Origin of the sequence: Neptuniibacter sp. QD72_48, assembly GCF_047778065.1 — a bacterium.
Classification (GTDB): Bacteria; Pseudomonadota; Gammaproteobacteria; order Pseudomonadales; family Balneatricaceae; genus Neptuniibacter.
On sequence record NZ_CP180547.1, the window covers coordinates 3,129,016 to 3,155,189 of the forward strand.

Consider the following 26,174-nt stretch of genomic DNA (forward strand, 5'->3'; position numbering starts at 1 on the left):
GCGTCACAATAACTACAAATAATAACCATTTACAATTACGATCTATTATCAATAGCTGTAAAATAATTGTCACAACGTTTACATTTGTTACGTACAGAAGGGTTTCTCAGGTGAAATATTTCAAGATCAGTAAGTTTATCGTTCCACTAGATAAAGGAATTAATCCCTAGAACTTTACGTTATCCATAGGTTTAGAGAAGGAGGAAAATCAGGTTCTATATGGACGAATCCAGTGTTCACAGAAAACCAAGATCCCCTCCACAATGATCAGCTAAACAGGCAGCTAAAGAAGAAACAAAGCGAGTTGAATTTATCTTATCCAACTCCCCCCTTATACCGGTAATATTATTCTTATCTGTAAACCACCGCTGACCAAATTTGACGCTTTAATTGAGCCAGAAACGGCCTCAATCTGTCTTTTAGCTAATGCCAACCCAAGCCCAAATCCACCCGAGTCAGCACCTCGTGATTTTTCAACTCTATAGAACGGCTGAAAGATTTTTTCGAGTGATTCTTCCGGAACTCCAGGCCCCTGGTCACAGATTGTAAGTAAGTACTCATCATCCTGAATACTCAGTTGAATACTGACCTCTCCACCCTGAGGTGTATAGCGTAGAGCATTGCGAATAACATTCTCTATCGACTGCCCAAGAATTCGGTGACTAGAGGAATCAAGTGGCGCGCTCTCAGGCATACAACTAACGAGCTTACGATCAGGATATTCGAAACGGGCGTCATCGATAATGCTATCTAGCAGGTCCACCAGATCAAGATATTCACCTTTGATCTGAGGCTTCTCGGTATCCATCCACGCAAGCGTCAAAGCATCTTCGGTCATTTCACGCATTTGCGCGACTTCACGCTGAATACGCTCGATATTCTCTTGGCAGTTCTTTTCGCTGATACTGCTAAGCGCCATTTCAATACGTGTGATGGGTGTACGCAACTCATGAGAAAGGTCAGCAATTAGCTGTCTTTGGGTAACGATCAACCCGCCCGTGTGTTCCGCCATGGTATCGAAAGTTCTGGCTAACGAAGCCAACTCATCATTACGTGCCCCCAGTGATTGACTCACGCGGGCATCATAATTTCCTTCGTTGAACTGACGAGTCGCTTTTTCCAGTTTCTGAATAGGCGTTACCAAGTGTCGATATAGCATCAAACACACCAATGCCAAAACCACAAAAGGCAGAGCAATCTGTAACAACAATTGAGCAGGTTTTAAAAAACCACCCGGCCTCATACGTTGTGGCAATCGGACCAAAAAGTGCGTGTGACCATCAATAAATGGGAGCTCCATAATCGGGTTATAGGCATAGTAAAGGTGGATCATATATTCGACATTTCGGCCAAGCCGCAGACTGCCAGTGTAATAGTCATCCATGTAGTTACCGGCCAGTAAGGTCAAATCAGATCCGGCAATTGCAACCCATGTATCCTCACGCTTTTCCAGATCGTCAATCCATTGATCAAGTAACTGCATTTCACCTGCTTTATAGATTTCCTCGGCTTCAGTTGCCCAAGACTTCATCTCTAGCTGGTGCTTTTCGGCGATTAGGCTCATACGTTGCTCGGTATGATTTGCAAGCCAATCGATCGCTCCATATAAAGCAACGGTACCTGCTACTAGAATAGCGAAAAGTTTCCAAAACAAACGCCGTTTCATTTAAAGCAGTACCCTTCACCATGTACCGTTTCTAAAGCTGAGACATCAATACTTCGTTGTGAAAGTTTGCGCCTTATTCGACTCACGTGCATATCTAAACTACGGTCGTATCGGCTGTATTCTTTGTTAAGAACGGACTGGTAAAGGTGCGGTTTACTAAGCACTTCACCACTTTGTTTTACTAACGCCCATAACACTTTAAATTCGATAGGGGTGAGGACGACCTCTAGATCATCAAGATGAACACGATTCTGTTTCCGGTCTAAGTGGAAGAAAGGTGTTTTAATAACATCTTGCTCGATCTGACTTTCTACCAAATATCGCGTACGACGCAAAATGGCTTCGATACGTAATAAGAGCTCAGTAATATTGAAAGGCTTAGCTAGGTAATCATCCGCACCATTGCTATAACCTGTAATACGTTCCTCTTCCGCTCCACATGCAGTCAGCATCATCACGGGGGTTTCGCGCTTTTGTCTCAATTTACTTAAAAGTGAAAAGCCATCTAATCCTGGCAAAAGTACATCCAACAAGATGAGGTCATAGGTTTTACTCAATGCGGAAACCAATCCCTGACGTCCTTCAAAACGTTGATCCGTTTCGTAACCCTGCTCTTCTAGGAGCGAGGTGATCTGATTATTTAACGTACGATCATCTTCAATAATTAAGATCTTTGCCGTTGAAGCAACACCGTCAGCCATAGTTACTACCTGATTAAATGGTAATCAATTACATTTACAAATGGAGTTTATTTCAGCACGTTCAAAAATGCAATTTCCTATAGCGTTCCCATAATCGGCAACTAAACTTATACAACAAAGTCTCTTATGGGAGGAATAAGCATGTCCGTATCAGCCACACTCTGTAGTTTTTTAGAAAATCAGGGCTGCAGTTATGACACAATCAAACACGACTACTCTTTTACTTCTCTCGATAGTGCGCATAGGGCTTCAATACCGGTAACACAGATGGCCAAAGCGGTTGTCATTCATCAGAAAAACAGGTTCACCCTTGCTGCCGTTCCTGCGATGAACAAAGTTATGCTGCCTCAATTGGCTGCAATTACTGGCTCACCCGCAAGATTGGCCAAAGAAGCTGAAATAAAGCGTATATTTGGAGATTGTGAAGAAGGTGCTATTCCTGCTATCGGACAGGCCTACGGGCTCGAAGTGGTTTGGGATGACCGCTTAGCCGACGCAGATGATATCTACATCGAAGCGGGCGATCATCAAAACTTAATCCACCTAAAACGGCAACAATTCCAAAATTTAATGAGAAATAAGCAACACGGTGAAATCAGCTGCGCGCCTGAGGAGCTTTATGATCTAAACCATTATTAAAATACATCTCATTACATTAACCACCTTGAATGTAAGTATTCAGGATTGGATTTTAGGTGCAAAAAAATCCAATTCACAGATTAAATTCAAAGCTACAGTTAAACGTAGTTAGATGGATTAAGCTAAATTTTGTAAGGAGGATTTCCATTTTTTAGTTGAGGGCATACCCAATGTATACCGCTCAGACCAAGTCCTTCGGAACGTATATCCTTTGTTGTTTAATTTCCATTTTGTTATTGAGCCTATCGACAAACGCACATTCTGGAAAGAACTTAAAAGGTAATGGTTTCCCCGCAGGCTTTCATTTCAATTTAAACTTACTTGGCAAAAAAACTCAGGCCCCCGGTGTATTCAATTGCCCTAGTGAGGCCGACTATCGCTGCCAAACAGATGATTTAGGTTTCATTCCATGTGACCCAAATATTGAAGAATGCATTCTAGTAACAGATGATTCGAATACGCAATTTTATTGCCATGAAGACCCATCCCAAAATGTAGTTTTTATTCCTCGATATGATGTCAATACCAATGCAGATACGAGTGTAGCCATTCAATCTGGTAACACTAAAGGAGGTAAAAATAAGTCAGCGCCAGCATCGGATTTAGATGGAGATGGAATTCCTGACCTAAAAGTCACAGATTGGTGTACCGAATCATTTCCAGATAGCGATGGAGCCGATGGAGCGATAGTCACCCTACCTCCCTACGACCATGGCTATGCAGTATTTGCCAGAGTTACAGGCAAACCCTGTAACAATATTAATGAAGATGGCGAGTGTGAGACAGGTACGTTATTTACCAATAGCTTTGGCTTTGTTGTAGATGACCAAGGTAATGACTTATTAGCCTTAGGTTTCGTGGATGGATCTGGCACTTGGCAGAACTTTAATCTTACCCGTGAAGAAGACGGTACAAAAACCAAAGGACCGGGTGGTAAAGGTGTAAAAAATGCGACAGACATTACCAGCGCTTTCACCTTCACTGGTTCCGTTTGTTACATATCCCCTGGTGACCAACGCTATTTCTGCGGTGAAGAGATAACAGACTCCGAACTTCCAGAAAATAGTGTCGATTCAGATAACGATGGCACAACCGATTATTGGCTGCCATTGGAAGCGTGGTTCTGGGATGATCCTGATGATAACGGCGATGGTTTAGCTACCGTAGATGTTGGTGATAATGGTGAGGATGATTGGGCCGATGTCACTACAAACCTCTTAGAAACCTATATGCTAACAGCCTATACAACTACGCAAGAGTGTTCTGTTAATGCTTACTGTTACGACACAGCTAACGACAACTATGCACTCATCAGTTCAACTGATGAATACAATGCCTGCATCGCCACAGTAGAAGCTGACATCGCTAGCGGTGCTGTTCCCAGTATTGGCTACTTTGAACAATGGAGCGATCCGAATAAATTGGTAGTCGATGCGCCTGCGGTAGGCACATGTAAAAGCTGGGAGAACGAATGGATTTTTAATATTGCTGATTTCGTAGAGTATATCTGGGGAATAGACAATAACGGTTCATATAATATCCAAGTCAGATTCTACCCTTATGATGATGTCTGCGATCAACTACCTGGAGGCTGTAGCAATTAGTTTTTCACGCCAATAAAAAAAGCCTGTTAATGCAGGCTTTTTTTATTGTTAGCAGATTAACAAATCAACCACCGCATTTTCTCCAGCCACCTTTACATTCTCCATCACCTCCTCCAGATCCTCCGCCTGAAGTAGTGACTTCAACTGAATTACTTAAAACCCATGAAGATGCTCCAGCGCTATTTCTAGCGAGGATCCGATATACATAAGTGCCACTATCCAAGCCATCATCAGTATACGACGTAGCCGTGCCATCAGGTGTAGCTACAGCGCTGAAACCACCGAGTTTACCGCGTTTATTTTGTTTACTACGCTCAATCGCATAACTGGTTACAGTACCTTGCGATGGAGGATTCCAAGTAAGCTGGACAGCACTTGTATTAGAATCGAAACTTGCAGAAAACTGTTCAGGTGAGCCCGGCTTTGTTTCTGGAGGCTCGTTATTTCCAGCTCCAATTGCACCTAATGCGTCGTACACTTGAATCAGGCCGTGACCAAAAACACTATCCCAGCCTGGACTACCTAAATCTGAAGCTGTAGTTTCAAGCGCAGTCTGAACCTCATAACGATCTAAGCTTTCATTCTTAGATAAAAGAATGGCTGCTGCAGCTGCAGCATGGGGAGCCGCCATCGAAGTACCCTGAAAAAGATAATATCCCCAACTACTTTGTCCTTGGGACCAAAGATAAGTTTCTTGGGCGACACCATCGCCAAAATTATCATTAGGAATATGAAGGTTTTGGGATGTGTTACCACCTGGCGCCACTATATCTAATTTAGGACCTTGATTTGAGTAGGGAGCAATCCCATCGACATCAGTAGCACCCACAGCTAAAGTTTCTGGATGACTTGCAGGATAACTAATCCCATTTGTGGAGCTATCGTTACCTGATGCAACAACAATAGTCACACTGGTATCGGAATTAGTCAGTGTTGAATAAGATGGATAGTTAACGAATTGTTCCAGCGCATAATCAGCAGGGTAACCAAGACTCATATTAATTACTTGAGCGCTATTATTAATAGCCCAAGCGATACCCTCAGCAATATCAGCATCCGTACCCGACCCGTTGTCATCCAAGACTTTTACTGGAAGAATACATGCACCATGAGCAAGCCCTGCTACACCAACCCCGTTATTTGTACTCTGAGCAACCGTGCCGCTAACATGGGTGCCGTGTCCATCACCATCTGCAACATTGGCACTGCCATCAATCGCATTGTATCCAGGTAAAACACAATCTATTCCGTCAGGGCCACCTGACTGTAAACCGGTATCTAATACAGCAACATTCACACCAGCACCATCATAAATCGCCCACGCTTGTTCAGCCTGAACAGCGCCAAAGTGCCATTGGTAGCCATACAAAGGGTCATTAGGTGCGAACTTTCGAGCAATATAGTTTCGGCTGGCTTTACGCCCTTTTTTTCTTAAAGCTAAGGTCTGTGATAGCTCTTTTCCGGGGGACACTTTAAGAATAGTAAGATCAGCATTCGGTAAATACTTAAGAATCTCATACCCTTCGGATGCAAAAACCTCTCCTTTTACCACTACCTCTCCCGGTCGGAACTTTATTTCTGCCATAGCCGTGCCTGCTGCAAGAGTACAGGACATTGCCATGCAGAGTAGTTTTACTGACGCTCTCATAACCAACCTACCTTGTCATTATCAAGTGATAAACAGATATCAGGCAGTGCAACTACAGTTGGCTCAAATCCGTGCCACCAAACTGACTACTCAGGAGCAAGCTTCATTTGCTTGAAGTACAAACACTATAAAACCCGACGCTTACTTTAAGTCTAGTAAGCTATCGAGAGGTCGCCAGTTAGCAAAATTCAAGTACATGTAGAAAAAATGAAGGGGATTTATAGACAAATTAGGGTGGTGAAACACACAGGCTACAGATCAGAGTGAAGTTAATGCATCAACCATACGAAGATTGAATCGCCCTTGTTGATCTTTTACATAATCGACAGGCGCAATAGTTCTCTCAAAACGCTCAATGATTTCAACTAGGTTATAACCATTTTGTGGAGCTACTCTAAGCAGAGGCAGATTCACATCATGACAAATCTCTTCGAGGAAAAGATCTTGTTTCTTGAACTTCTTCTTATCATAAGCATGATCGTCCAGCTCAACGGCACAAACCACACGGTTGTTAACTGGATCAGAAACAATGTAATCAAACTGACGATGCCTAATCTTTTTTAATGCCTTTCGCTTGGCACGGTCAGACTGTTCGGGCAAAGCCTCCAAAACTTCAGGCATAGGTACTTTGCAATGAACCTGATAGTGGCCACCGACGGCTTTTTCTAAAACCGATGTAAACATACGCTCTGTATGTGAAAGAGAGGAATCTAGCGTTTTAGATCTTTTTGCACGAATAATCACGACTAAAAGCAGTACACAAACAGCTGCTCCACTCGCAATATAAATCCACAATTTATCGTCCACAATAACGCCCCACCCCCGTTTGAAGGCGCAATATTACCGAGAGTGAAAGCGGAAAGCATCTGAATTTTAAGTTCTAAAATAATTTCAGTGCCAAAGTATAAAAAGCTACCCAAATAAGAGTTTATAAGGTCTACAAATTAGAAGGTTATTGATAGCTAAAAGTCGGTGGAGATTGCAGATATTGTTCAATTTGCGGAGGCATAGGTAGTGGTTGTTTATCGGTCCATAGGTGTAATTCTAGGGAGTGCAAAACCGTGTAATCGTATGGGTAATGACCAACATAACCCTTTTCGCGTAAACCAAGTGTTCCCAACACAGTGACCATGCGCCCAGGTCGGTAAACAAATGGGTCTATAAAGTCACCTACATAGATTCGAAATCTACCTAAGCTTTCTTGATTGATTTGAGGCCGCCCCTGATCATTAAGAGGAAAATATATTATCTCTATCTGAGTGCGATCAGTGAAATTCGCTGTATTAGCGATCACGCCTCCCCAAAGCGCTTGGACATTGGTGGGTTCTAAATCCATATCCCCCACTTCATCAAACGGGAGCAGTTCGACTTTTTCTGCGATCTGGAGTTTCTCCGGCAAGCTATTACAGCCGAGAAGAAACAAACTGATAAAGGTAGCAACAATAATTTTTGGCATTTTCCCTGACCAAATATAAGGGTACTGCCTAAAGCATAGGACAAAATATCTAAATTGCGCCTACAATTTTGTTTAACTTTTTGAGCGAACGAAATAATTCTGAAAATAAATAAGAAGATAGCGCACAGCTGGCGAGCTCGCTAGGACAAGCAAACTTACGGCAAAAAACGTCAAACCGAATATTCTTGCCAAGTAAGATAGAGCCTCAGGTCTAACTCTAATCGGTGGTAATCAGCTTCCATATACTGACATAACTGATAGAACGATTTGTTATGATCTAACTCTTTCAGATGTGCTAATTCGTGGACAACAATCATCCGCAAAAAGGCTTCAGGTAATTGTTTGAATCGCGTATCGATCAGGATCTCTTTTTTAGATTTCAGTTTATTCCCTTGGATACGAGATACGCGACTATGCGTACCTAAAGCATTCATCGCTGCAACTTTATCGCTGTATTGAACTTTGCTGACAGGTGCCGATTTTCGCATATAGCGATTTTTCAGATCCATCGTATATTCATACAGCGCTTTGTTACTTTGCACCGAATGTTGATCTGGATATTTTTTCTGAAGAAGAGGCCCTAAAGTTTCATCTTGCAACATGGCTAAAGCTTGCTGCTTTAAAGACTCGGGATAATGATTAATATATTTTAGTGCTGTCATAATGAAACGGGACCAGCTTGGCCGATCCCGCTAGATATCAATTACAATTTACGGATCAGTAGCGTCATGCCTTCGCTGGCATAAACCTCTATTTTAGTTCCCGCTTCCAAATCATCTTCAGCAGCAACCTTCCAAAAAGTATCACCGATCTGAATTCGACCTAAGCCATTTTCAACGTCATCAACTAATGTCAGTTTTCGTCCAATCAATTGAGCCGCTCGATCATTGATCATGCCTGCTTCATCATCATTGTTTTGGCAACGAAAGAACTTCCAGAAAATAACCGAAGCGATAACGGAAAAGAGCGCAAACAATAGGAATTGATGCTGCCAATCATTTAGCACACCAATCGCCATTAAAGCAGCAACGGCAAAAGCAGATAGAGAGACACCGATCATAAATCCCGCGGCACCTAAGGCTTCACCACCTAAAAGCACCAACGCTAGAATAATCCAATGCCAGTAAGTAATTGATTCGAGTAGTTCTAACATTTACGAACCTATCTTAGTTTCTTTTAACAGCTCGCTAATTCCAGCAACGGAGCCAATAACACTGCTTGCTTCTAGAGGCATCATCACGACTTTAGCATTTTCGCCTGCACCAATATTTTGCAGAGCTTCAGTATATTTTTGAGCAACAAAATAGTTCAGAGCTTGCGGGTTACCTTGTGAAATTGCTTCCGAAACCACTTTGGTTGCACGCGCTTCTGCCATCGCTAAACGCTCTCGCGATTCAGCCTCTCTAAATGCTGCTTCTTTTTCACCTTCTGCTGTTAAAATTGCAGCTTGCTTTTCACCTTCAGCAACTTTGATCGCTGCTTCTCTTTCACCTTCCGCCGTTAAAATCGCAGCACGTTTTTCACGCTCAGCTTTCATCTGGTTTGCCATCGCTTCAACAAGATCAGCCGGAGGCGAGATATCACGAATTTCCACACGGGTAACTTTAACGCCCCATGGATCTGTCGCTTCATCAACTTTGCTTAACAGTTGGCTATTAATGTTATCTCGGTTGGATAACATCTCGTCCAACTCCATCGAACCTAAAACCGCACGGATATTAGTCATTACCAAATTCTGCATCGCGCGATAAAGATCGTTAACTTCGTAACTCGCTTTAGATGCATCCAACACCTGATAGAAACAAACAGCATCGGTAGTTACTTGCGCGTTGTCAGAACTGATCACTTCTTGAGGCGGTACATCCAGTACTTGCTCCATCATGTTTTGCTTAGCGCCAATCTGATCAACAAAAGGAATAATCAGATTCAAACCTGGTGTAAGAGTTTTGGTAAAACGTCCAAAACGTTCTGTTGTCCAGTTATACCCCTGAGGAACCATCTTGACCCCAGAAAAAATAAAAATTAATGCGAGAACAACCACTACCGCAGCGGTAATTTCAAACCCAAACATCACAATCTCCTTTAGTAAAGTTGGGAGGAGGTATTCATATTAATACTGATCGGGAAGAACTGAAATGGCTTAACTAAATTAAGCGTGAGGTAACGGCAAACAATCAATAAGAAATATTAAACGCTTTTTTGGGGAAGAAAGAACAATCTGTAGAAAAAGGATTATTCCTCTTCTGTCTGTTCATGCTCGGCGAGGAACCCGCGAATAAAACGACGAACTTCACGTGCAGCACTCGTATCTAGCTCTTCACACAACGCAACAAAATCATCGCGCTCGACATCGTTAATGCGAATAACTAGTTGGCTGTTTTTCTTTTTAGCCTTAGATTTCTTTTTAGACTTCATCATTTTTCAACTCTAAATCGTCAACTGACTGCAAGAATACAGCAATTATCCCCTTACCCCAACGTACATCTTAAGAATATCTTAGGTATATACAATTTAATTTCTATCAGCCTTAAAAGTTAACCTAAAACGAAAACTTTAATCATTTAATATCAAAGGGATAAATGTATTTCTTTGATCCTCAACAACTCAGCTCTAGACAAAAGTAAACGACTGTTTAAAATCCAAACCCATCACTACAAAAAAATAAGGATATTTACCCATGAAAAAATTAGTAGCCATCGCATCACTTACACTTTTCAGCACCGTTGTTTCAGCAGACTGGACGCTAAGCCAACAAGATTCTGACTTCAGTTTCTCATCCATCAAGAAAGCTAAAGTGCTAGAAAACCACAGTTTTAAACAGTTTAGCGGCGGCATCGATGCTGCCGGCAAAGCAACGCTAAATCTTGACCTTGCATCTGTAACTACAGGTATCGAGATCCGTGACGAGCGTATGCAAAACATGCTGTTCGAAACTGGCAAATTTGCTCAGGCCAACTTTACGGCTCAAGTAGATGTAAACCAAATTGAGAAACAAGCCGTTGGTTCCATCCAGCCGCAGACTATCACTGGCACATTAAGCCTTCACGGTGTTGAAAAAGAGATTACCGCTCAAGTGAATGTCGTTAAGCTAGCTGACAACAAAGTATTGGTTAGCACAGCTCAACCCATCACAATTAACGCTGCGGATTTTGCGCTAGATACTGGTGTAACTGCACTTAAAGAGATCGCAAAATTACCATCTATCTCTTTCGCAGTACCGGTTAGCTTTAACCTAGCTTTCATTAAGTAAAACACGCTTAAGGTTATTAAACCCAGGTACATTTACCTGGGTTTCTTTCTTTTCCAAGTTCCCTTGCGACGCTACGTTCTAAATCACCCCTTGTGATAAACTGCGGCCTGTAATTTTCGAATCAGTTTTGGGCCCGTATGAATACCTTCGAAACCCCTTTCGGTCAATTTTCTCTATCTCGTTATCCTCGTCGTAAAAACGAACAGCTACGTGCGTGGGACGCTGCTGATGAGTACCTATTAAATCAGATTGATCAGGAAGAGATCCTTGCAAACCCAAAACGTATCTTGATTATTAATGATCAATTTGGCGGTTTATCAATCGTGTTAAATGACCAAGCGCCAACAGTGGTCAGCGATTCTTGGTTGGCCCATGCCGGTATTAAACACAATGCAGCGGATAACGAGATTGGTGCGGAAGCCATAACCCTATGTAACAGTTTGGATTACCCCACCGAACCATTTGATCTAGTGCTGATTAAAATTCCAAAAAGCTTAGCAATGCTGGAAGACCAACTGATCCGCTTACGTCCCTTATTAACAGCAGAAACTAAAGTAATCGGCGGCGGTATGGTTAAATCTATTCATACATCAACGCTAAAACTGTTCGAAAAGTATTTAGGCCCTACAAAAACCTCGTTGGCAAAGAAGAAAGCAAGACTGATATTTCCAGAGATCGATCTGAATCAACCGCAATTAGAATCGCCCTACCCATCCGATTATATTTTGGAGAACACGCAGCATAAGATCATCAACCATGCTGGCGTATTTTCCCGTGACAGTTTGGATATCGGCACCCGCTTTTTCCTTCAACACCTGCCTGATACAGATTCATTCGAAGATATAATCGATCTTGGTTGTGGCAATGGGGTTGTAGGCTTAATTGCAGCAGAAAAGAATCCGTCTGCGGCTGTTCACTTTGTGGATGAATCATTTATGGCAGTCGCTTCTGCCGAAGCTAATTTCAGAGAAGCCTTTGGCGACAGTCGAAAAGCAACTTTCCAAGCAACCGATTGCCTAGCTGGTATTCAGAAGAATAGTTGTGACTTGGTGTTAAACAATCCACCTTTCCACCAGCAAAATGTGGTCGGAGATTTTATTGCTCAGCAAATGTTCCGAGAGTCTCATAAAGTCTTACGATCGGGTGGTGAGTTATGGGTAATCGGCAACCGTCATCTTGGCTACCATGTAGCACTCAAAAAGATTTTTAAAAATTGTGAGACTATCGCTAACAATAAGAAGTTTGTCATCTTGAAAGCGATTAAACGTTAAGCTTATTTAAAATTCAGGGAAATAATTCCCGCAGTGAGGACGCCTATGTTTATTGCATTATCCCTCCATATTTTAGCTGCAGTTATTTGGGTAGGCGGTATGTTTTTCGCCTATGTTTGTTTACGACCAGTTGCAGCCGAACAACTTGAACCTCCTGCTCGGTTAGCACTCTGGCAGCAAGTATTTACTCGTTTTTTTACTTGGGTATGGGCAACAATTCTGCTTTTGATCATCAGTGGTCACAGCATGATTGCTATCTATGGTGGGTTTAAAAGCGTTGGTATGCATGTCCACATTATGCTGCTGAGCGGTTATACCATGATGGCAATATTCGGACATCTGTATTTCAGTCCGTATAAAAAACTGAGTCTGGCGGTAAAAGAAAACCGTTGGCCCGATGCCGGTGAACAGTTAAATAAGATCAGAAGGATTGTCGCGATTAATCTAATTTTAGGTATAGCTACAGTGGTTGTTGCTAGTGGCGGAAAGTTTCTTTTCTAAAATAGTTCCTTTTCTAAAATAGTTTCTTCGAGCAAATTCAAGCAGAAGCACGGATAAGCGTGCTCCTGCATTTTCTATAATTTGTTATTCCCAGAGCTTGATTAGGCCTGAAGGCTCATGGGCATAGGTATATATTCACCTATTTCATCAGGTTCTGCATCAAGAACCGCTTCCCAACCTTCTTCGCCCGGTTTCATTTCATCAGGTAAGCCCCAAAGTTCACCGCACCAAAAAGCAGCGATCCAGCGCTTGCCATAACGAACTTTATAAAACCCAGGTTCTCTATTCTCATTCACGATCCATCTCCTTTTTATTTTTATTAAGGCAGAATCCATCTTCTCTAACCACAATGACGATATCCGTTTAATCAATCGTCATAAGCAGTTTTATTTGGATCGCCCCAGAGAATTTACGAAGCTAACTCAAGTAAATAAAACTGAGTACAGCCGAAGCTCCTTTCTCTATATTTATTGTTTTTTATCTCTATAACTTCTTATAAATATTTTGCGCATATAACGTAAAGTTAGAGTGTACACAAAATAACCAGACAATAAACAGGGTTTAGCCGAAGGTGTAATACTGAGAGGTCGGACAAAAATGAAACAAACTGAATTTATTTCAGGCATTAAAAAAGACCACCTAAGTGATCTTTTTTAACAAGATAAAAGCTGACAACTTTGAGGAAGGTGACAAACAACCTCAGTAGAAAACTTAACTTTCTTTTTTCTGGTCTTCGTTAATCAGGTCGCGAACTTTGAAACATCCCCAAACCATTGCGACAGTCATACCAACAATCATTGCCAGACTAGGAACCAGAACTTCCATGCTATATACATCAACCATTACGACACCCTCACAAAATTTTTCGAATTGCTCGTATTTACTTGTGACTAGATTAACCCTTTAGAGATTAGGGGTTATTGATTTAGCTCAAGAAATGATCATTAGCGAATATGAAAAATTTTACGTTTGTAACGATTAAGTTTGAAAAAGCTTATGAACTGAACCATAACTTAAATGGCGAGCCCCAGCATTAAGGGAGCTCCGGTAGTGCCGGAATAATAAAAATGCATAAGGCTCCGCCAAGACTCATAAGCTTGAGTCACCGATAACTGTTCAGGAGGTAAGCGTCATGCCTTATAAAACAGTTGCCTGGACCGCCGAGCAACTCAAAAAAATGAATTCAGAACCTTTTATGATCGATTTTCTGGATACATTTAAACTTGCCCCATTAACCTTAGCCAGCGATGAAGCCGTCGCTAATATGAATGCAGTTCTAGACTTAGTAGAAGCTCAAATAAGAAAGCCATAACCCTCTGTCCGCTCCAAAAATAAGGCAGGTCATCGTACCTGCCCTTTTTTCGCCCTCCTTAAACCTTTTCCTATAAAAAACAATCAGTTAACAGCACAAATCTCACAAAAACCATCAATCAATTCAAAACAACCAATCAATATTAATTCTTGATTATACAAATATCAATTTAGATCAATAGAAACCTAATTTTCTGTAAAAAACCTCATCTTCCACCTCATATTTTATTCCTTACAAATCAACAAGTTACAAACATAGTTTCTACTTAGAAAAACAATTTAAAATTATTTATTTTTCCCTTTATTTTCAATGAGTTACACGCACAAAAACGCCGCATTTAATTTGCGATGAATCCTTATTTGATATAGACTTATCAATATAGATAAAAGAAGTTTCATAAATGAGGATATGAAGATGCAAGAAAAGGAAGTGAAGTTACTTTTTAAAGCGGGCGTATTTGATTCTTGCCAAGCGATTCCTATCTCTATGGCACGCGGATGGACTTTAAAATTTGTGACAAAACAGGACGAAATCATCACGCTAGATCTACAGCGATCTAAGTCGGAACGGGAGTTTAAGAGCCTTGATGGTGCTGCTGCGGTAGCAAAACGGATTGGGTTTGAATGGCTAAAAGTTCAGATCGGTGATCTTGAATGGCAGGAAAAGGTTAAGTAACAGGCATAAAAAAACCGCTTCAAACTGAAACGGCTTTTTCTGTGGAATGCATTAAGCGTTATTTATCTAATGCATCTTTAATCTTTTTGTCGGTCTGATATTGGCTCAAAGCATATACAGACCATATTGCTGCTGGAATCCAGCCCACTAAGGTAATCTGTAAAATAAGGCAGACAATTCCAGCTATCGGGCGACCGATCGTAAAAAACTGTAGCCAAGGAATTAACAAAGCAAGTAACAAACGCATCTTTTATCTCCTTAGAATGCGGGAGTGGAGTACAGCAAACCATCAAGCATAATGAGTTATGCCTTAATCGAAGCTGACCCTTAAAGCTCTACACGGCCGGCAGATAGCTCGTCTTCTGTCGGCTCCCGCACTTCGATTACTTCAACAGCATAGTTCAATTCAAGCCCAGCAAAAGGATGGTTCGCATCCACTGTCACTTCATCAGCATCGATGTTTGTGATGCCAACTAGCTGCAATTCACCTTTATCATCTTCCATCTGACACACCATGCCGACTTCCAACTGATCAAAGCCAGCAAAGGATTCACGACTAATTACCTGCACCTTAGCTTCATCACGCTGACCATAGCCCTGCTCAGGTGATAGGGTAACTTCAAACTTATCCCCAACTTCACGGCCTTCTAACGCCGCTTCTAGGCCAGGCACAATGTTTTTATGACCATGTAGATACGGAAGCGCTTCTCTATCACGAGAGTCATCCAACACATCACCAGCATTGTTTTTTAGCGCGTAGTGAAAAGACACTACCTTGTTGTTTTCTACTTTCATTTTTATCTCCGATTAAACCGCTAGTCTTTGCGACATCCAGCGGCCTAAAGCTTCTATCTCTTCAATCGCGACTTCATGACCGATTGGATACGCATTCCAACTCGGCTGATAATTCATATTTTCTAGGTTGGCATAAGCTTGCTCACCTAATTGAACAGGTACAACCTGATCCACCGTACCGTGAGCAACCCAGATAGGCAGTTCCTTATTGGCATCAGTGCGAGACGCTTCGATCTCTTCTTCTGTTGCCATGTAAGTAGACAGAGCAACCAGCCCCGCCAAAGGTTCAGCGAAGGTTAGCGCTGTCTGATACGCAACGGCACCGCCTTGAGAGAAACCAACCAACAGGATTTTATCCGCTGGAATACCCTGAGCAATCTGCTCATTCACCAAGTTAGCAATTCGCTGACTGGATTTAAGCAGTGATGCTTTATCAACCTTACGGTCAATATTCATCTCTAAAATGTCATACCAAGCACGCATCTCCATGCCACCATTGACGGTAACAGGCATGATCTCAGCATGAGGGAAAAGAAACCTAACATTTAGGTTCTCTGGAATACGTAGGTAAGGAACAATAGGCTGAAAATCAAAGCCATCAGCACCTAGGCCATGCAACCAGATAACACAGGCTGTAGCTTCGCCTTGAGGCTCTACGCTAACTAAAGTTTGCTCTGTTTCTTGGCTCATGGCTGCAACCTCTCAATCTGCCACTCTTGATCAACTAAATTAAACTGGAAGCGATCATGTAAACGGCTCTCTCGGCCCTGCCAAAACTCAAAACGTGTAGGTTTAAGAATATAACCGCCCCATTCTGGTGGGTGAGGGATATCACCTTCTGGATATTGATCAGCAAGGTTCTGCACTGCTTGCTCCAAAGCTTCACGGCTTTCTACAGGGTGACTTTGGCAAGACGCAGCTGCACTCAAACGGCTACCTAGCGGACGCGCGTTGAAATACTGCTTCCCCTGTTCAAGGCTTAATTTTTCTACCTGACCACGGATACGCACCTGACGCTCTAAGCCATACCAATAAAACATGATTTCGGCTTGAGGATTTTCAGACAGGTCATCCCCTTTCTGACTACGGTAATCGGTATACCAAGCAAAGCCCTGCTCATCAAAATGCTTCAGCAACACGATCCTTGCAGCAGGCATTCCATCTTTAGAAGCTGTGGCCAATGTCATCGACGTCGCATCATCTGGAGATACCTCCAGTGCATCATCCATCCACTTGGCAAACTGTGCGACTGGATCTTTGATCAGATCTTCACGTCGCAGAGGCTGCGCCAGATATTCACGGCGTTCAGCCGTTAAGTCGCCTTTATTCGTCATACAAGTCTCTTGCAAGAAAAGTTAATCAAGAAATGTGCTGCAACTATAGCATTAATCAAGGTCGCAAAATACGTTTAAGCCACTACCTGAATTTTGCTACAACACCCATCACATCAGCTCTATAGCTTTCTCCAAACAACAGCAGGTGGTTTAACAAATGCCATAAGTTGTACAAAGAGAATCGCTCTTTCCACCCAGAGTGCAGCGGTGCTATTTCCCGATAGGCGCTATATAAATCCGAACTAAAACCACCAAAGAGATCCGTCATCGCAAGGTCGGCCTCTGGCCACCCCCAATAGACTGCGGGGTCGATTAACACGGGTTTTCCCTGGTTATTGGCAATCACATTTCCCACCCATAGATCGCCATGCAATAAAGCGGGAGCCTGATCTGGAACCAATTGTTTTAGCCGTTTATTGATCGACTCAATACCCTCAATGATCTCTTTATCAATAATCCCGCGGTCGTAACAGATACGCGCTAAGTAACCGAAACGGTGCTCAGCATAAAACTCAAAGCCATCTTTGAGCTGCGAATTAGGCTGTTCGGTTGGGCCACAAAAGGTGTTTTGGGGGAAGCCAAAGGAAGGAACAGGCATCTGATGCAAATGAGCCAACTGCCGCCCTAGGACCTGATCGAAGTCTTCTGCCTTGGGAGATTGCTCAATAAACTCTATGATCAATCCATCCCGATCAAACTGAATAACCTTTGGTATGGATAACTCTGCACAAGCAGATAAAGCCTGTAACCCTGCAGCTTCAGCCTCAAACATCCTTTCGTTTGCCTGACTAACAGACTTTACGAAGAGCTGCTGACCATCACTCAGCACCACCCGTTTAGCCGAAGCAATACAGCCACCAGAGAGACGCTCTTCAGAATCGATTCTCAGCCCTTGCTGTTCAACCCAGTTTTGCAAATTTTTCACTGTCGTCCAGCCTCCACTTGAATCGGCTATCCCTATACCTTTATAGTTTTAGGAACTTTACTACGCATCAATAAGGGATCCTATGCGTCTGTTGCTACTCTCTATGGTACTTATCTTTACCGCTGGTTGTATGGATAAAAATGCCAAACCGTTTGACGTTAAAAATCTAGCTAAATCCGATATCGATATGGTCGCGGATATCAATCTAAAAACCCTCCGCAAACTCAGCCGTGATCTGACCATTAAGCTCTATAAACGCAATCCTAAAGAGCTGCAAAAAGTCCCAGGCATGACAGTAGAGAAGCGTTTAGAACAACTATTCCCTATCACTCGTTTAGCGGATGGATTCCCAGAACTGGGCCAGAAAGATGGAGCCGACGCAGTGCCTTTAGCATTTTCAGATAACTATCAAGGTGATCGTGTATTTGCCCTGATGGCGGGTGTTACAGGCATGCTAGACAAAGCCTATAACGGCAAGAAAGAGATCTTTATTCTGGATGAATTAGATCAACAGAAGCTCTATAACTCTGCTCGTAATTTAGAATCCGTGGCTTGGCACCTGAATAACCGCAAAGACCCCCAAGGAAACTTGTACATTCTGAGTAATGGTATTTCAGAAGAAGGGATTACTAATTACAGCTACGAACGAATTTTAGGCAAGCTGATTGGCACGCAGGATTTGATGGCGGATGTAATTGCAGATAAAACAAACCGCACCATAAATCGTGTTGTTCATGGTGCGGCTTCTATGACGTTTTTCCCTATCTAATCTGAGACTAGGTCAAGAAGGGAACTAGGAACTGAAGATTAGCCTTGTTCCATCTGTTTGATAAAGCGATCCGAGTCCGCGATCGCTTTTTCCATATCACGTACTAACAGATCAATATTGCTTTTGATGCCGCGATACTCGGCTTTAAGGGATCCTATCGCTTGGGCATTAAGGTTATGCTTTAGGAATAGCACATTGTCCTGTAGCGCGCTTAGCACCGGCGGCATACGCTTTTCTGCACGCTTAAGGGAGCGAAGTAACTCAGCGTAACGGACTTTCGTGCTGCGCAGTTTAGCCGCACTTTGATCTCTCAATTTACGGTTAGAGTACTTGGTCAGTTCCTCCTCCCACTCTTCAAATAGATCTTCAGACACCTGTTCTACTTTCTTGATACGTGCCGTCACGTCTTCTGCCGCTGCAACGCTATCGTCGTATTCTCCTTGTAGGCGGTTATAGACTGCATCCAGCTCACCGCCATCAAAGCTCACGACAGAACGAAACTGTTCTAAGGCGTCTTTAAACTGCTCTTGCGCATCTTCTTGGGACTCTCGCGCGTCTTCCACTCGATCGACCAATATATCGCGCTTATGGATACCTACCTGCTCCATCGCAGAGTAATACGCACTCTGACAGCCAACTAAAGCAACCATCAGAATAGATAATAGGCCTAACTTAACTTTGGAAATCATTTCTGTCCTTAACCACAACTCTGTAGAGGGTTATTAATCATAATCTCAGCGATCTTATGATTATTATTGAGGCATAGAGTGACATCTGCCCTTTGCGGCATCTCTTCTAACATATGACGTGTCAGTCGCTCATAATGCTGTATAAAGCTCTTAATCTGCTCTTCATCCATGATCCGAAGATGCTCCGTTGGCTGCTGCGTGTCATAGATGTATTTCACTCTCTCTGCGAGCTTTTTCTCTTGCAGAGAACGCCATTCAAATACTGCATCCATGCTCGGTACTTTCAACATTACCAAGACATCAAGCATAGAGTACAAAGCCTGATAAGGGCCGCCCAACTGAGTATTCACGTAATCACGCCACTCTCCGTTAGGGTCCTTCTCCTGCTCTAATTCATTGATCGCATTCATCAGCTCGTCTGGCTTTTGCGGGTCGGCGCCTACACACCAACCTTCTAGCACGATGACATCCGCCGGCCCAACCCACTCCTGCCATACTGACGCCTGACAGCGATCATCCGTCGATTTATCGAACACAGGGATTTTGGTAACACTCTCATCAGTACTGTTCTTCAGAGAGTTTAGGATTTCGATACCTAGATCCACATCATGCGTACCAGGCACGCCACGGGTACGAAGCAAAGGATGGATTGTTTCAGAAAGCTCAACACGCTCATTGTAGGTTTTGTAGAGATCGTCGATAGAAAAGCCGACGACTTTTAAACCAAACCCTTCAGTCAGAATGACTTCTAACAGATTGAATAGTGTAGATTTACCAGCACCTTGAGCACCATTGATACCGATAACTAAAGGGCCATCTTTTTGGCGTTTACGACAAGTAATCCACGCACCTAGAGGCACATAGATCGCCTCAAACATGTCCACCAGACCGATATCTACTTTCAACGATTCCAATGTCGAAGCAAATGCCTTCTCTACCGCAGCAACTGCATCCTCACGCTCACGGTAACTCAAACACAACTGATCTTGGGGCCAGCGAGTTATTACGCCCATAGATAGTTCCTCTACGATTAATCTTTACGGTGTTCACGTAACCAGTTTTGTACTTGATGAATCTGCTCAGATTCCATCAAGGATGGCACGTGAGGGATACCCGGAATGGAGATTAGCTCTAGTTTATCGTTTGCCTGCATCTTACGCACGGTTTCTTCCTGCAAGACATCCGATTCTTCACCCCAAATAAGTAACTGCGGAATATTAATCGCCGACCATACCGGCCAGAGATCGACATCCTCTGATGAAGCATCTGCAGTCGCTTGCGCAATAGCGGGGTCGTAATGAAGATGATAAACCTCATTTTCATCTAAGCGTGAACCATGCTTAGCAAGGTGGTGCCACTGTCGGTCCGACAGATGCTTAAAGGATTCATAGGTATCGCGCATATAGGCCTCAACCTCAGAAAGAGACTGAAACTGCTTATCACCAAGATACTCAGAGATGCGCTTAAGGGAGCTTGCGGGAACAAACGCTCCAATATCATTGAGCACTAGATGTTTGATTGGCGAGTTAGGCAGAGCAGCTAAGCACATGCCGATAATACCACCCATGGAGGTACCAACCCAGTCCACCTTATTTACATTTAAACGCGCTAAAAGCGCTGTAATATCATTAAGATACTGAGGTATTCCATACACCTGCCCAGTAGGAAGCCAATCGCTTTCACCACGCCCAACAATATCAGGACAGATCACACGATAATCCCGAGACAAAGCCAAGGCTAGCTCATCAAAGTCTCGGCTATTACGTGCTAAACCATGCACACAGACGATCACTCGATCGTTCTCGGCGCTTCCCCATTCGTGATACACCATCCGATGAAATCCAACAGGGTTTAAACAACGTATGCTATCCGTATGCATAGGGCCTCCTGAGTTAAGCGATTTCAATAAGTTAGCATGCACACTAAAATTGTAAAGAAACGCAACAATTGCTGAACCTATAGATCATATTCAGCTACTATGTTCGTAAGTCACATTTCCACTTGAGCAATGGAAAACAATATGAGCAGCACTACCTCATCTAGTTCATCTATTTGGATTAGGCGATTGATCCCTCTGATTATCTTTGCCTTCGCATGCGGGGTCTTCTATTTCCTTAAAAGTACCAAACCTCAGGCACCTTCAAAAAAGATCGAAGAGAAAGTCTGGAGCGTAAAAACCATCTCGGCAGAACCCAGTATCCACCAGCCTAACCTTGTTCTATACGGCAAAGTCGAATCTCCGCGCATGACCCATATCACCGCGGCAGTAACAGCTTTTGTAGAAGCAGTAGATACCGATGAAGGCAAAAACATCGCCTTGGATGAAGCACTCATTCAGCTCGATAGCAGTGATGCTCAACTGTTAGTCGCGCAACGCCAAGCTGATGTCGATAGCTTTAAAGCACAGATTGATGCCGAAAAAATACGTTATCAAACTGATCAGAAATCATTAGCGATTGAGCAAAAACTGCAGCAGTTAAGCCTTAAAGCAGTTACCCGTTACCAAAACCTGATCAAACGCAAGGTTAGCAGTCAGGATCAGCTCGATAGCGCACGCAGTGCTTATCATCAGCAGACCCTAGCGGTCACTCAACGGGAACAAGCCATTGCTGATCACCCCAACCGTTTAGCTCAGCTAGAGTCACAATTAAAACGCGCCACAAGCCTTTTAGATGCGGCAACGCTGGATCTTGAGCGCACCGCCATCAAAGCGCCGTTTATTGGCCGTGTTGCACGCTTGCATGTCGCACCTGGAGATCGAGTTCGCGCCGGTGATCCACTGCTAGATCTATACAGTACCGATCGTTTAGAAGTGCGTGCTCAAATCCCCAATCGAGTGTTAGCCAATCTGCGCAATCGAGAAATAAACTCCGTCATTCAAGCTACCGCTCAGTTGGATGGACAGACGCTAAAGCTGGAGCTTGATCGCATCGCCGCCGAAGTCGATGGTGGCCGTGCCGGTGTTGATGCCCTCTTCAAAATCACCGACAAGCAGAATGTTCCGGAACCTGGCCGTTCCTTAGCGATCGCCGTAGAGCTTCCTGCTGTAGAACAGACAATCGCGCTTCCACCTATGGCACTTTATGGTTTAAACCGTATCTACCTGCTTAAAGATGGTCGCATGCAAGGACTCGACGTCGAACGCATTGGTGACAGTAGTGATCAACAAGGCAAACCTGTTGTGCTTATTCGTAGCCCTCAGCTGGTGAGCGGAGATCAGATCATTACGACTCAGCTGCCGAACGCTATTTCTGGGCTTAGAGTTAAAGACGTAAACGCGCCCGAGGTAGTTGCATCGACTGGGGCGAAAGATGAATAACTACCAAGGCCCACTGCAGAACCTCACTGCGGTTTTCGCAAGTCATCGCGTTGCAGCCAATCTATTCATGCTGCTGATGATTTTGGCCGGTATTTGGGGCCTGAATAAACTCAACACGCAGTTCTTCCCATCGTTTGAACGAGATGTGATTACTGTATCAGTACCATGGAGCGGCGCGGCTGCGGAGGATATTGAGAGCTCAATCGTACTCCCCGTTGAAGAATCGCTAAAATCCCTCACCGGCATCGAAACCTTATATTCGACCGCTATCCAAGGCTCTGCCTCGATTCGTATAGAGGTGGATGAAGACAGTGACGTTGATTACCTCTTAGATGAGGTAAAGCAGAAGATAGATAATGTCCGTAGCGAGCTACCCTCTGATATCAACGAGCCACTGGTACAACGTATCCTGCGCTATGAGCAGATCGCCAGCCTTATCCTTAGCTCTTCAAATGGCTCCATAGAAGAGCTTCGCCCTTTTGCACAGCGTTTTGAACAAGAGCTATTAGATCGAGGTATCAACAAAGTCGACTTTACCGGCTTACCGGAAAAACAGATTCAAATAGAACTACCGGCGGCCCAACTCAATGAGTTGGATATGACAATGATGCAGGTAGCCAATAGCATCCGCCTACGCAGTTTAGACCTGCCAGCAGGTACCGCCGCCAAGGGTGATGGTTCACGTCAGATCCGCAGCCTAAATCAGCAAAGAGATGTAGAAGGCTTCCGCCAACTGCCGATTATTACCGACAGTAATGGCCGATTAGTCAGACTTGGTGATATCGCTGATGTATCTCTAGGCACTAAAGACAATCAGGTTCTTTTAAAATACAAAGGCGAACCTGCGGTCATGATTCGCCTTCGTCGAACCGAAAATCAAGACACCCTAAAATCGGCGGATATTCTCAATAAATGGCTAGAGGAAACGCGTCCGACACTGCCATCAAACATCACTATGGTTACCTATGATGAGCGTTGGCAACCGGTTCAACAGCGTATCAATTTACTACTGAAAAACGGCTTAGGTGGCTTGATCCTAGTTATCGCCATTCTGTTTCTATTCCTAAATGCTCGCGTAGCGTTTTGGGTCACCATTGGTATCCCTGTCTCCTTTATGGCCACACTCGCCATCCTTTATGGTATTGGCGGCACCATCAATATGATCAGCCTGTTTGGCTTGATCATGGCACTGGGGATAATCGTGGATGATGCTATTGTCGTCGGGGAAGACACGCTGACCCACGTGCAACGTGGCGAACCGGGTTTACAGGCCGCCATAGGCGGTGCGCATCGCATGCTGGCTCCGGTTATGGCCTCTTCCATGACGACCATCGCTGCCTTTTTGCCGCTACTTTTGATCGGTGGGCATATCGGCAGTATTCTTATCGATATCCCTACCGTGGTGATCTGTGTAATTCTGGCATCACTCGTTGAATGCTTCCTGATTTTGCCAGGGCACCTGCACCACAGCATCAAGAAAGCAGAGGACCTTCATCCGTCGAAGTTACGCATTCGTTTAGATGAAGGTTTTAACCGTTTTAAAGAGATCCACTTCCGTAAGCTAGTTAAATTCGCGATAAAATACCGCGGAGCAACCATTGCCAGCGCTTTTGCAGTTTTTATTATCGCCATAGGTTTGGTCTCTGGGGGACGAGTCAAGTTCACCTTTTTCCCAGCTGTTGAACGCGATGTAATGACCGCCAATGTTCAATTTGTTTCGGGTACTGACTTTGCAGAAGTTGAGCGCTTTGTTCAGCATCTGGACGAGACCTTAGCCGATGCCGATGAGGCCTTAGGCGGGGATAATATTAAAGTCGCTTTCCAGCGTTTGCGTAAAGCTTCTTTTTCTCGCACCACCTCATCAGGTAGCCGTGGTGATGAATTTGCATCGCTATTAGTAGAATTTAATCCCGGTGATTATCGTAAATATTCCACCTCTCAATTTAATAAAGAGTGGCGTAGCCGAATCCAAGTACCCGCAGGGGTAGAGAAATTTTCTATTGATGTCAGCACCAGCGGCCCACCTGGAAAGCCGATCGAGATAAAGCTATCTGGCACCGATATTCATGTACTTAAGCAAGCCTCTTTAGATCTTCAAGAGGTGCTAAAAGGCTATGTTGGCTTAAACAATATTGATGACGATCTCCCCTTCGGTAAATCGCAGCTGATCTACGCGCTAACACCTGCGGGGAAATCAGCAGGGATGACATTAGACAGCGTCGGCCGACAACTACGTACCGCCTTTGATGGTATGGAAGTACAAAACTTCTATGATAATCGGGATGAAATTGAGGTCCGTATCCAACTGCCCAAAGAGGAACGCGATCGCCTTAGCAGCATAGAACAACTTCCAATCGTACTTCCTAACGGCGGTACAACGCCGTTGAGTAATATTGTGACGTTTAGAGCGCAACAAGGCTTAGATACCTTAACTCGCGTAGATGGCAAACTTTCCATCAAAGTCACAGCAGATCTGGATGAAAGCGCAGCCAATGCAGATGAGATAATCGAAGACCTTAAAGCAGGCAAACTCGATAGCGTGTTAAGCCAATACGGCATCGAAGCCAGCTTTGAGGGTAAGAATAAGAGCCAACGTGAAACCCTGAATGATATGAAGCTAGGGCTTCTCCTCGCCCTTGTTCTGATCTTTATTATTCTGGCTTGGGTTTTTGCTTCTTACAGCTGGCCAATCGCGGTGATGCTAGCCATCCCTCTAGGGCTGACCGGTGCAATCTTAGGCCATGGCATTATGGGCTTAAGTTTGACCATTTTGTCCCTATTCGGCTTCTTCGGCTTATCCGGTATCGTCATCAATGACTCAATCGTTTTGGTAACGTTCTATAAGCAATTAAGAAAACAGGGACTGGCGATTGAAGAAGCTATAGAGGAAGCGGCCTGCCAACGTTTGCGTGCGGTACTGCTAACCTCGCTCACAACCATTGCTGGCCTCACACCAATTCTATTTGAGACCTCCCTGCAAGCACAGTTCCTCATCCCGATGGCGGTATCCATTGTCTTTGGCTTGGCTTATGGCACATTGCTGATTCTTCTATTTGTGCCTGCAACACTGACCTATATCGAAAATATCCGTCAGTTTTTCGGTCTGAAAAGTCTAGATCTACCTGAAGAACCTAGTCTACCTGAAGAGCCTCGCAAAGAAGCTAACTCTCAAGTTACTAGTTAAGTTTGGATTTAATAAAGCTCTGCAAACTTTCCGCGGCTTGGTCATCAATACTCAAGATGGCTAAGCCGTAGCGCATACAATGCTGAGATTGGCGCTGGTTATACACCACTCGGCATAGACAATGTATAGGCTGATTATTTAGACCAAAATGGACATAAATCTCTAGGGGAGCCCCGACAATAGGCGGTTTCAACTGGTTCATATCAGGCCCACCTTCAACCAACATGCCCCCCAAACTGATGTTAATCAGAGCAACATCGACCGAAACCCCATCTTGCGTGGAAAGCTCTGCAGGTATATCCGTATTGATGCGCGGATATATTCGTCTTTCGGTAGTCATAAAACCCTACCTTTTTTGTGATATCCATCAGCATAGTTCGGTTTGATCATATCTTCATACCTATTCAGAGCCATAAACTGCGAAATACCGCCTAAA

At 43.7% G+C, this 26,174-nt stretch carries 30 protein-coding genes; 10 read left to right on the forward strand and 20 right to left on the reverse strand.

Features of this window, described 5'->3' with window-relative positions:
• Window positions 1-331 precede the first annotated feature (331 nt).
• Together ACMXYX_RS14225 and ACMXYX_RS14230 are read right to left on the reverse strand one after the other, a co-directional pair.
• Entirely contained in the window at window positions 332-1,666 is a 1,335-nt protein-coding gene (locus ACMXYX_RS14225) for a histidine kinase sensor domain-containing protein (RefSeq protein WP_415896911.1), read from the reverse strand.
• The gene (locus ACMXYX_RS14230) at window positions 1,663-2,367 is read right to left on the reverse strand and encodes a response regulator transcription factor (protein ID WP_415896912.1); all 705 of its coding nucleotides are present in this window, start codon (window positions 2,365-2,367) and stop codon (window positions 1,663-1,665) included. Before ACMXYX_RS14230 ends, ACMXYX_RS14225 begins: the two co-directional genes overlap by 4 nt.
• A gap of 141 nt (window positions 2,368-2,508) precedes the next feature.
• On the opposite strand from ACMXYX_RS14230, the gene ACMXYX_RS14235 reads away from it, so the two are divergent.
• Both ACMXYX_RS14235 and ACMXYX_RS14240 read left to right on the forward strand, forming a co-directional pair.
• A complete protein-coding gene (locus tag ACMXYX_RS14235) occupies window positions 2,509-3,006 on the forward strand; it encodes an aminoacyl-tRNA deacylase (RefSeq protein WP_415882312.1) in 498 nt (165 codons plus the stop codon).
• A gap of 170 nt (window positions 3,007-3,176) precedes the next feature.
• On the forward strand, window positions 3,177-4,610 hold the full coding sequence (locus ACMXYX_RS14240) for a hypothetical protein (protein ID WP_415882313.1): 1,434 nt from the start codon (window positions 3,177-3,179) through the stop codon (window positions 4,608-4,610).
• Window positions 4,611-4,674: 64 nt separating this feature from the next.
• Here the strand turns inward: ACMXYX_RS14240 and ACMXYX_RS14245 are convergent, their stop codons facing one another.
• The 7 genes from ACMXYX_RS14245 to ACMXYX_RS14275 form a co-directional block, all read right to left on the reverse strand.
• Window positions 4,675-6,258 carry a S8 family serine peptidase gene (locus ACMXYX_RS14245; protein WP_415906155.1) on the reverse strand — a complete coding sequence of 528 codons (1,584 nt, stop codon included), beginning with the start codon at window positions 6,256-6,258 and terminating at the stop codon, window positions 4,675-4,677.
• Window positions 6,259-6,516: 258 nt separating this feature from the next.
• Complete coding sequence (locus ACMXYX_RS14250) at window positions 6,517-7,065, reverse strand: DUF2726 domain-containing protein (protein WP_415906156.1); 549 nt, start codon at window positions 7,063-7,065, stop codon at window positions 6,517-6,519.
• A 145-nt stretch (window positions 7,066-7,210) separates the two neighbouring features.
• On the reverse strand, window positions 7,211-7,714 hold the full coding sequence (locus ACMXYX_RS14255; protein ID WP_415906157.1) for a Slp family lipoprotein: 504 nt from the start codon (window positions 7,712-7,714) through the stop codon (window positions 7,211-7,213).
• A gap of 170 nt (window positions 7,715-7,884) precedes the next feature.
• Complete coding sequence (locus ACMXYX_RS14260; protein ID WP_415882317.1) at window positions 7,885-8,376, reverse strand: YgjP-like metallopeptidase domain-containing protein; 492 nt, start codon at window positions 8,374-8,376, stop codon at window positions 7,885-7,887.
• Window positions 8,377-8,417: 41 nt separating this feature from the next.
• Complete coding sequence (locus tag ACMXYX_RS14265) at window positions 8,418-8,867, reverse strand: NfeD family protein (protein WP_415906158.1); 450 nt, start codon at window positions 8,865-8,867, stop codon at window positions 8,418-8,420.
• Window positions 8,868-9,785 (reverse strand): SPFH domain-containing protein, encoded by a 918-nt coding sequence (locus ACMXYX_RS14270; protein WP_415885693.1) that lies wholly within the window; start codon window positions 9,783-9,785, stop codon window positions 8,868-8,870.
• Between the two features lie 161 nt (window positions 9,786-9,946).
• Entirely contained in the window at window positions 9,947-10,129 is a 183-nt protein-coding gene (locus tag ACMXYX_RS14275) for a hypothetical protein (RefSeq protein WP_415898259.1), read from the reverse strand.
• Window positions 10,130-10,391: 262 nt separating this feature from the next.
• Between ACMXYX_RS14275 and ACMXYX_RS14280 the strand changes: the two genes are divergently transcribed.
• From ACMXYX_RS14280 to ACMXYX_RS14290, 3 genes are all read left to right on the forward strand, one after another.
• Window positions 10,392-10,964, forward strand: a complete 573-nt coding sequence (locus tag ACMXYX_RS14280) for a YceI family protein (protein ID WP_415896913.1) — start codon at window positions 10,392-10,394, stop codon at window positions 10,962-10,964.
• Window positions 10,965-11,101: 137 nt separating this feature from the next.
• The gene (locus ACMXYX_RS14285; RefSeq protein WP_415896914.1) at window positions 11,102-12,235 is read left to right on the forward strand and encodes a methyltransferase; all 1,134 of its coding nucleotides are present in this window, start codon (window positions 11,102-11,104) and stop codon (window positions 12,233-12,235) included.
• A 45-nt stretch (window positions 12,236-12,280) separates the two neighbouring features.
• Window positions 12,281-12,736, forward strand: coding sequence for a CopD family protein (locus ACMXYX_RS14290; protein WP_415896915.1), 456 nt, complete (start codon window positions 12,281-12,283; stop codon window positions 12,734-12,736).
• A 101-nt stretch (window positions 12,737-12,837) separates the two neighbouring features.
• Here ACMXYX_RS14290 and ACMXYX_RS14295 read toward each other — a convergent pair whose 3' ends face one another.
• Entirely contained in the window at window positions 12,838-13,032 is a 195-nt protein-coding gene (locus tag ACMXYX_RS14295) for a hypothetical protein (RefSeq protein ID WP_415882323.1), read from the reverse strand.
• Window positions 13,033-13,447: 415 nt separating this feature from the next.
• Complete coding sequence (locus tag ACMXYX_RS14300; protein WP_415882324.1) at window positions 13,448-13,579, reverse strand: hypothetical protein; 132 nt, start codon at window positions 13,577-13,579, stop codon at window positions 13,448-13,450.
• 289 nt (window positions 13,580-13,868) lie between these two features.
• Here ACMXYX_RS14300 and ACMXYX_RS14305 point away from each other — a divergent pair, with 289 nt between their 5' ends.
• A complete protein-coding gene (locus ACMXYX_RS14305) occupies window positions 13,869-14,048 on the forward strand; it encodes a hypothetical protein (RefSeq protein ID WP_415882325.1) in 180 nt (59 codons plus the stop codon).
• A gap of 414 nt (window positions 14,049-14,462) precedes the next feature.
• A complete protein-coding gene (locus ACMXYX_RS14310; protein WP_415882326.1) occupies window positions 14,463-14,723 on the forward strand; it encodes a hypothetical protein in 261 nt (86 codons plus the stop codon).
• Window positions 14,724-14,781: 58 nt separating this feature from the next.
• Here ACMXYX_RS14310 and ACMXYX_RS14315 read toward each other — a convergent pair whose 3' ends face one another.
• The 5 genes from ACMXYX_RS14315 to ACMXYX_RS14335 all read right to left on the reverse strand — a co-directional run bounded on the left by ACMXYX_RS14315 (window position 14,782) and on the right by ACMXYX_RS14335 (window position 17,777).
• A complete protein-coding gene (locus ACMXYX_RS14315; RefSeq protein WP_415882327.1) occupies window positions 14,782-14,970 on the reverse strand; it encodes a YqaE/Pmp3 family membrane protein in 189 nt (62 codons plus the stop codon).
• 80 nt (window positions 14,971-15,050) lie between these two features.
• Window positions 15,051-15,518 (reverse strand): FKBP-type peptidyl-prolyl cis-trans isomerase, encoded by a 468-nt coding sequence (locus ACMXYX_RS14320; protein ID WP_415882328.1) that lies wholly within the window; start codon window positions 15,516-15,518, stop codon window positions 15,051-15,053.
• A gap of 12 nt (window positions 15,519-15,530) precedes the next feature.
• Window positions 15,531-16,208 (reverse strand): alpha/beta hydrolase, encoded by a 678-nt coding sequence (locus ACMXYX_RS14325; RefSeq protein WP_415896916.1) that lies wholly within the window; start codon window positions 16,206-16,208, stop codon window positions 15,531-15,533.
• Entirely contained in the window at window positions 16,205-16,852 is a 648-nt protein-coding gene (gene pdxH, locus ACMXYX_RS14330; protein WP_415882331.1) for a pyridoxamine 5'-phosphate oxidase, read from the reverse strand. The genes ACMXYX_RS14325 and pdxH overlap by 4 nt, the downstream gene beginning before the upstream one ends.
• 82 nt (window positions 16,853-16,934) lie before the next feature.
• Window positions 16,935-17,777 carry a fructosamine kinase family protein gene (locus ACMXYX_RS14335; RefSeq protein ID WP_415896917.1) on the reverse strand — a complete coding sequence of 281 codons (843 nt, stop codon included), beginning with the start codon at window positions 17,775-17,777 and terminating at the stop codon, window positions 16,935-16,937.
• 82 nt (window positions 17,778-17,859) lie between these two features.
• Here ACMXYX_RS14335 and ACMXYX_RS14340 point away from each other — a divergent pair, with 82 nt between their 5' ends.
• On the forward strand, window positions 17,860-18,546 hold the full coding sequence (locus ACMXYX_RS14340) for a hypothetical protein (RefSeq protein WP_415882333.1): 687 nt from the start codon (window positions 17,860-17,862) through the stop codon (window positions 18,544-18,546).
• Window positions 18,547-18,584: 38 nt separating this feature from the next.
• On the opposite strand, the gene ACMXYX_RS14345 is transcribed toward ACMXYX_RS14340, so the two are convergent.
• The 3 genes from ACMXYX_RS14345 to ACMXYX_RS14355 are packed head-to-tail and all read right to left on the reverse strand — an operon-like array spanning window position 18,585 to window position 21,114.
• Window positions 18,585-19,235, reverse strand: coding sequence for a DUF2959 domain-containing protein (locus tag ACMXYX_RS14345; protein WP_415882334.1), 651 nt, complete (start codon window positions 19,233-19,235; stop codon window positions 18,585-18,587).
• An 8-nt stretch (window positions 19,236-19,243) separates the two neighbouring features.
• On the reverse strand, window positions 19,244-20,248 hold the full coding sequence (locus ACMXYX_RS14350; protein ID WP_415882335.1) for a hypothetical protein: 1,005 nt from the start codon (window positions 20,246-20,248) through the stop codon (window positions 19,244-19,246).
• Window positions 20,249-20,265: 17 nt separating this feature from the next.
• Window positions 20,266-21,114, reverse strand: a complete 849-nt coding sequence (locus ACMXYX_RS14355; RefSeq protein ID WP_415906159.1) for an alpha/beta fold hydrolase — start codon at window positions 21,112-21,114, stop codon at window positions 20,266-20,268.
• 141 nt (window positions 21,115-21,255) lie between these two features.
• Between ACMXYX_RS14355 and ACMXYX_RS14360 the strand changes: the two genes are divergently transcribed.
• On the forward strand, window positions 21,256-22,554 hold the full coding sequence (locus ACMXYX_RS14360; protein ID WP_415882337.1) for an efflux RND transporter periplasmic adaptor subunit: 1,299 nt from the start codon (window positions 21,256-21,258) through the stop codon (window positions 22,552-22,554).
• Window positions 22,547-25,738, forward strand: a complete 3,192-nt coding sequence (locus ACMXYX_RS14365) for an efflux RND transporter permease subunit (protein WP_415906160.1) — start codon at window positions 22,547-22,549, stop codon at window positions 25,736-25,738. The genes ACMXYX_RS14360 and ACMXYX_RS14365 overlap by 8 nt, the downstream gene beginning before the upstream one ends.
• Here the strand turns inward: ACMXYX_RS14365 and ACMXYX_RS14370 are convergent.
• Window positions 25,731-26,078 carry a PilZ domain-containing protein gene (locus ACMXYX_RS14370; protein ID WP_415882339.1) on the reverse strand — a complete coding sequence of 116 codons (348 nt, stop codon included), beginning with the start codon at window positions 26,076-26,078 and terminating at the stop codon, window positions 25,731-25,733. The genes ACMXYX_RS14365 and ACMXYX_RS14370 overlap by 8 nt on opposite strands.
• Window positions 26,079-26,174: the final 96 nt, after the last annotated feature.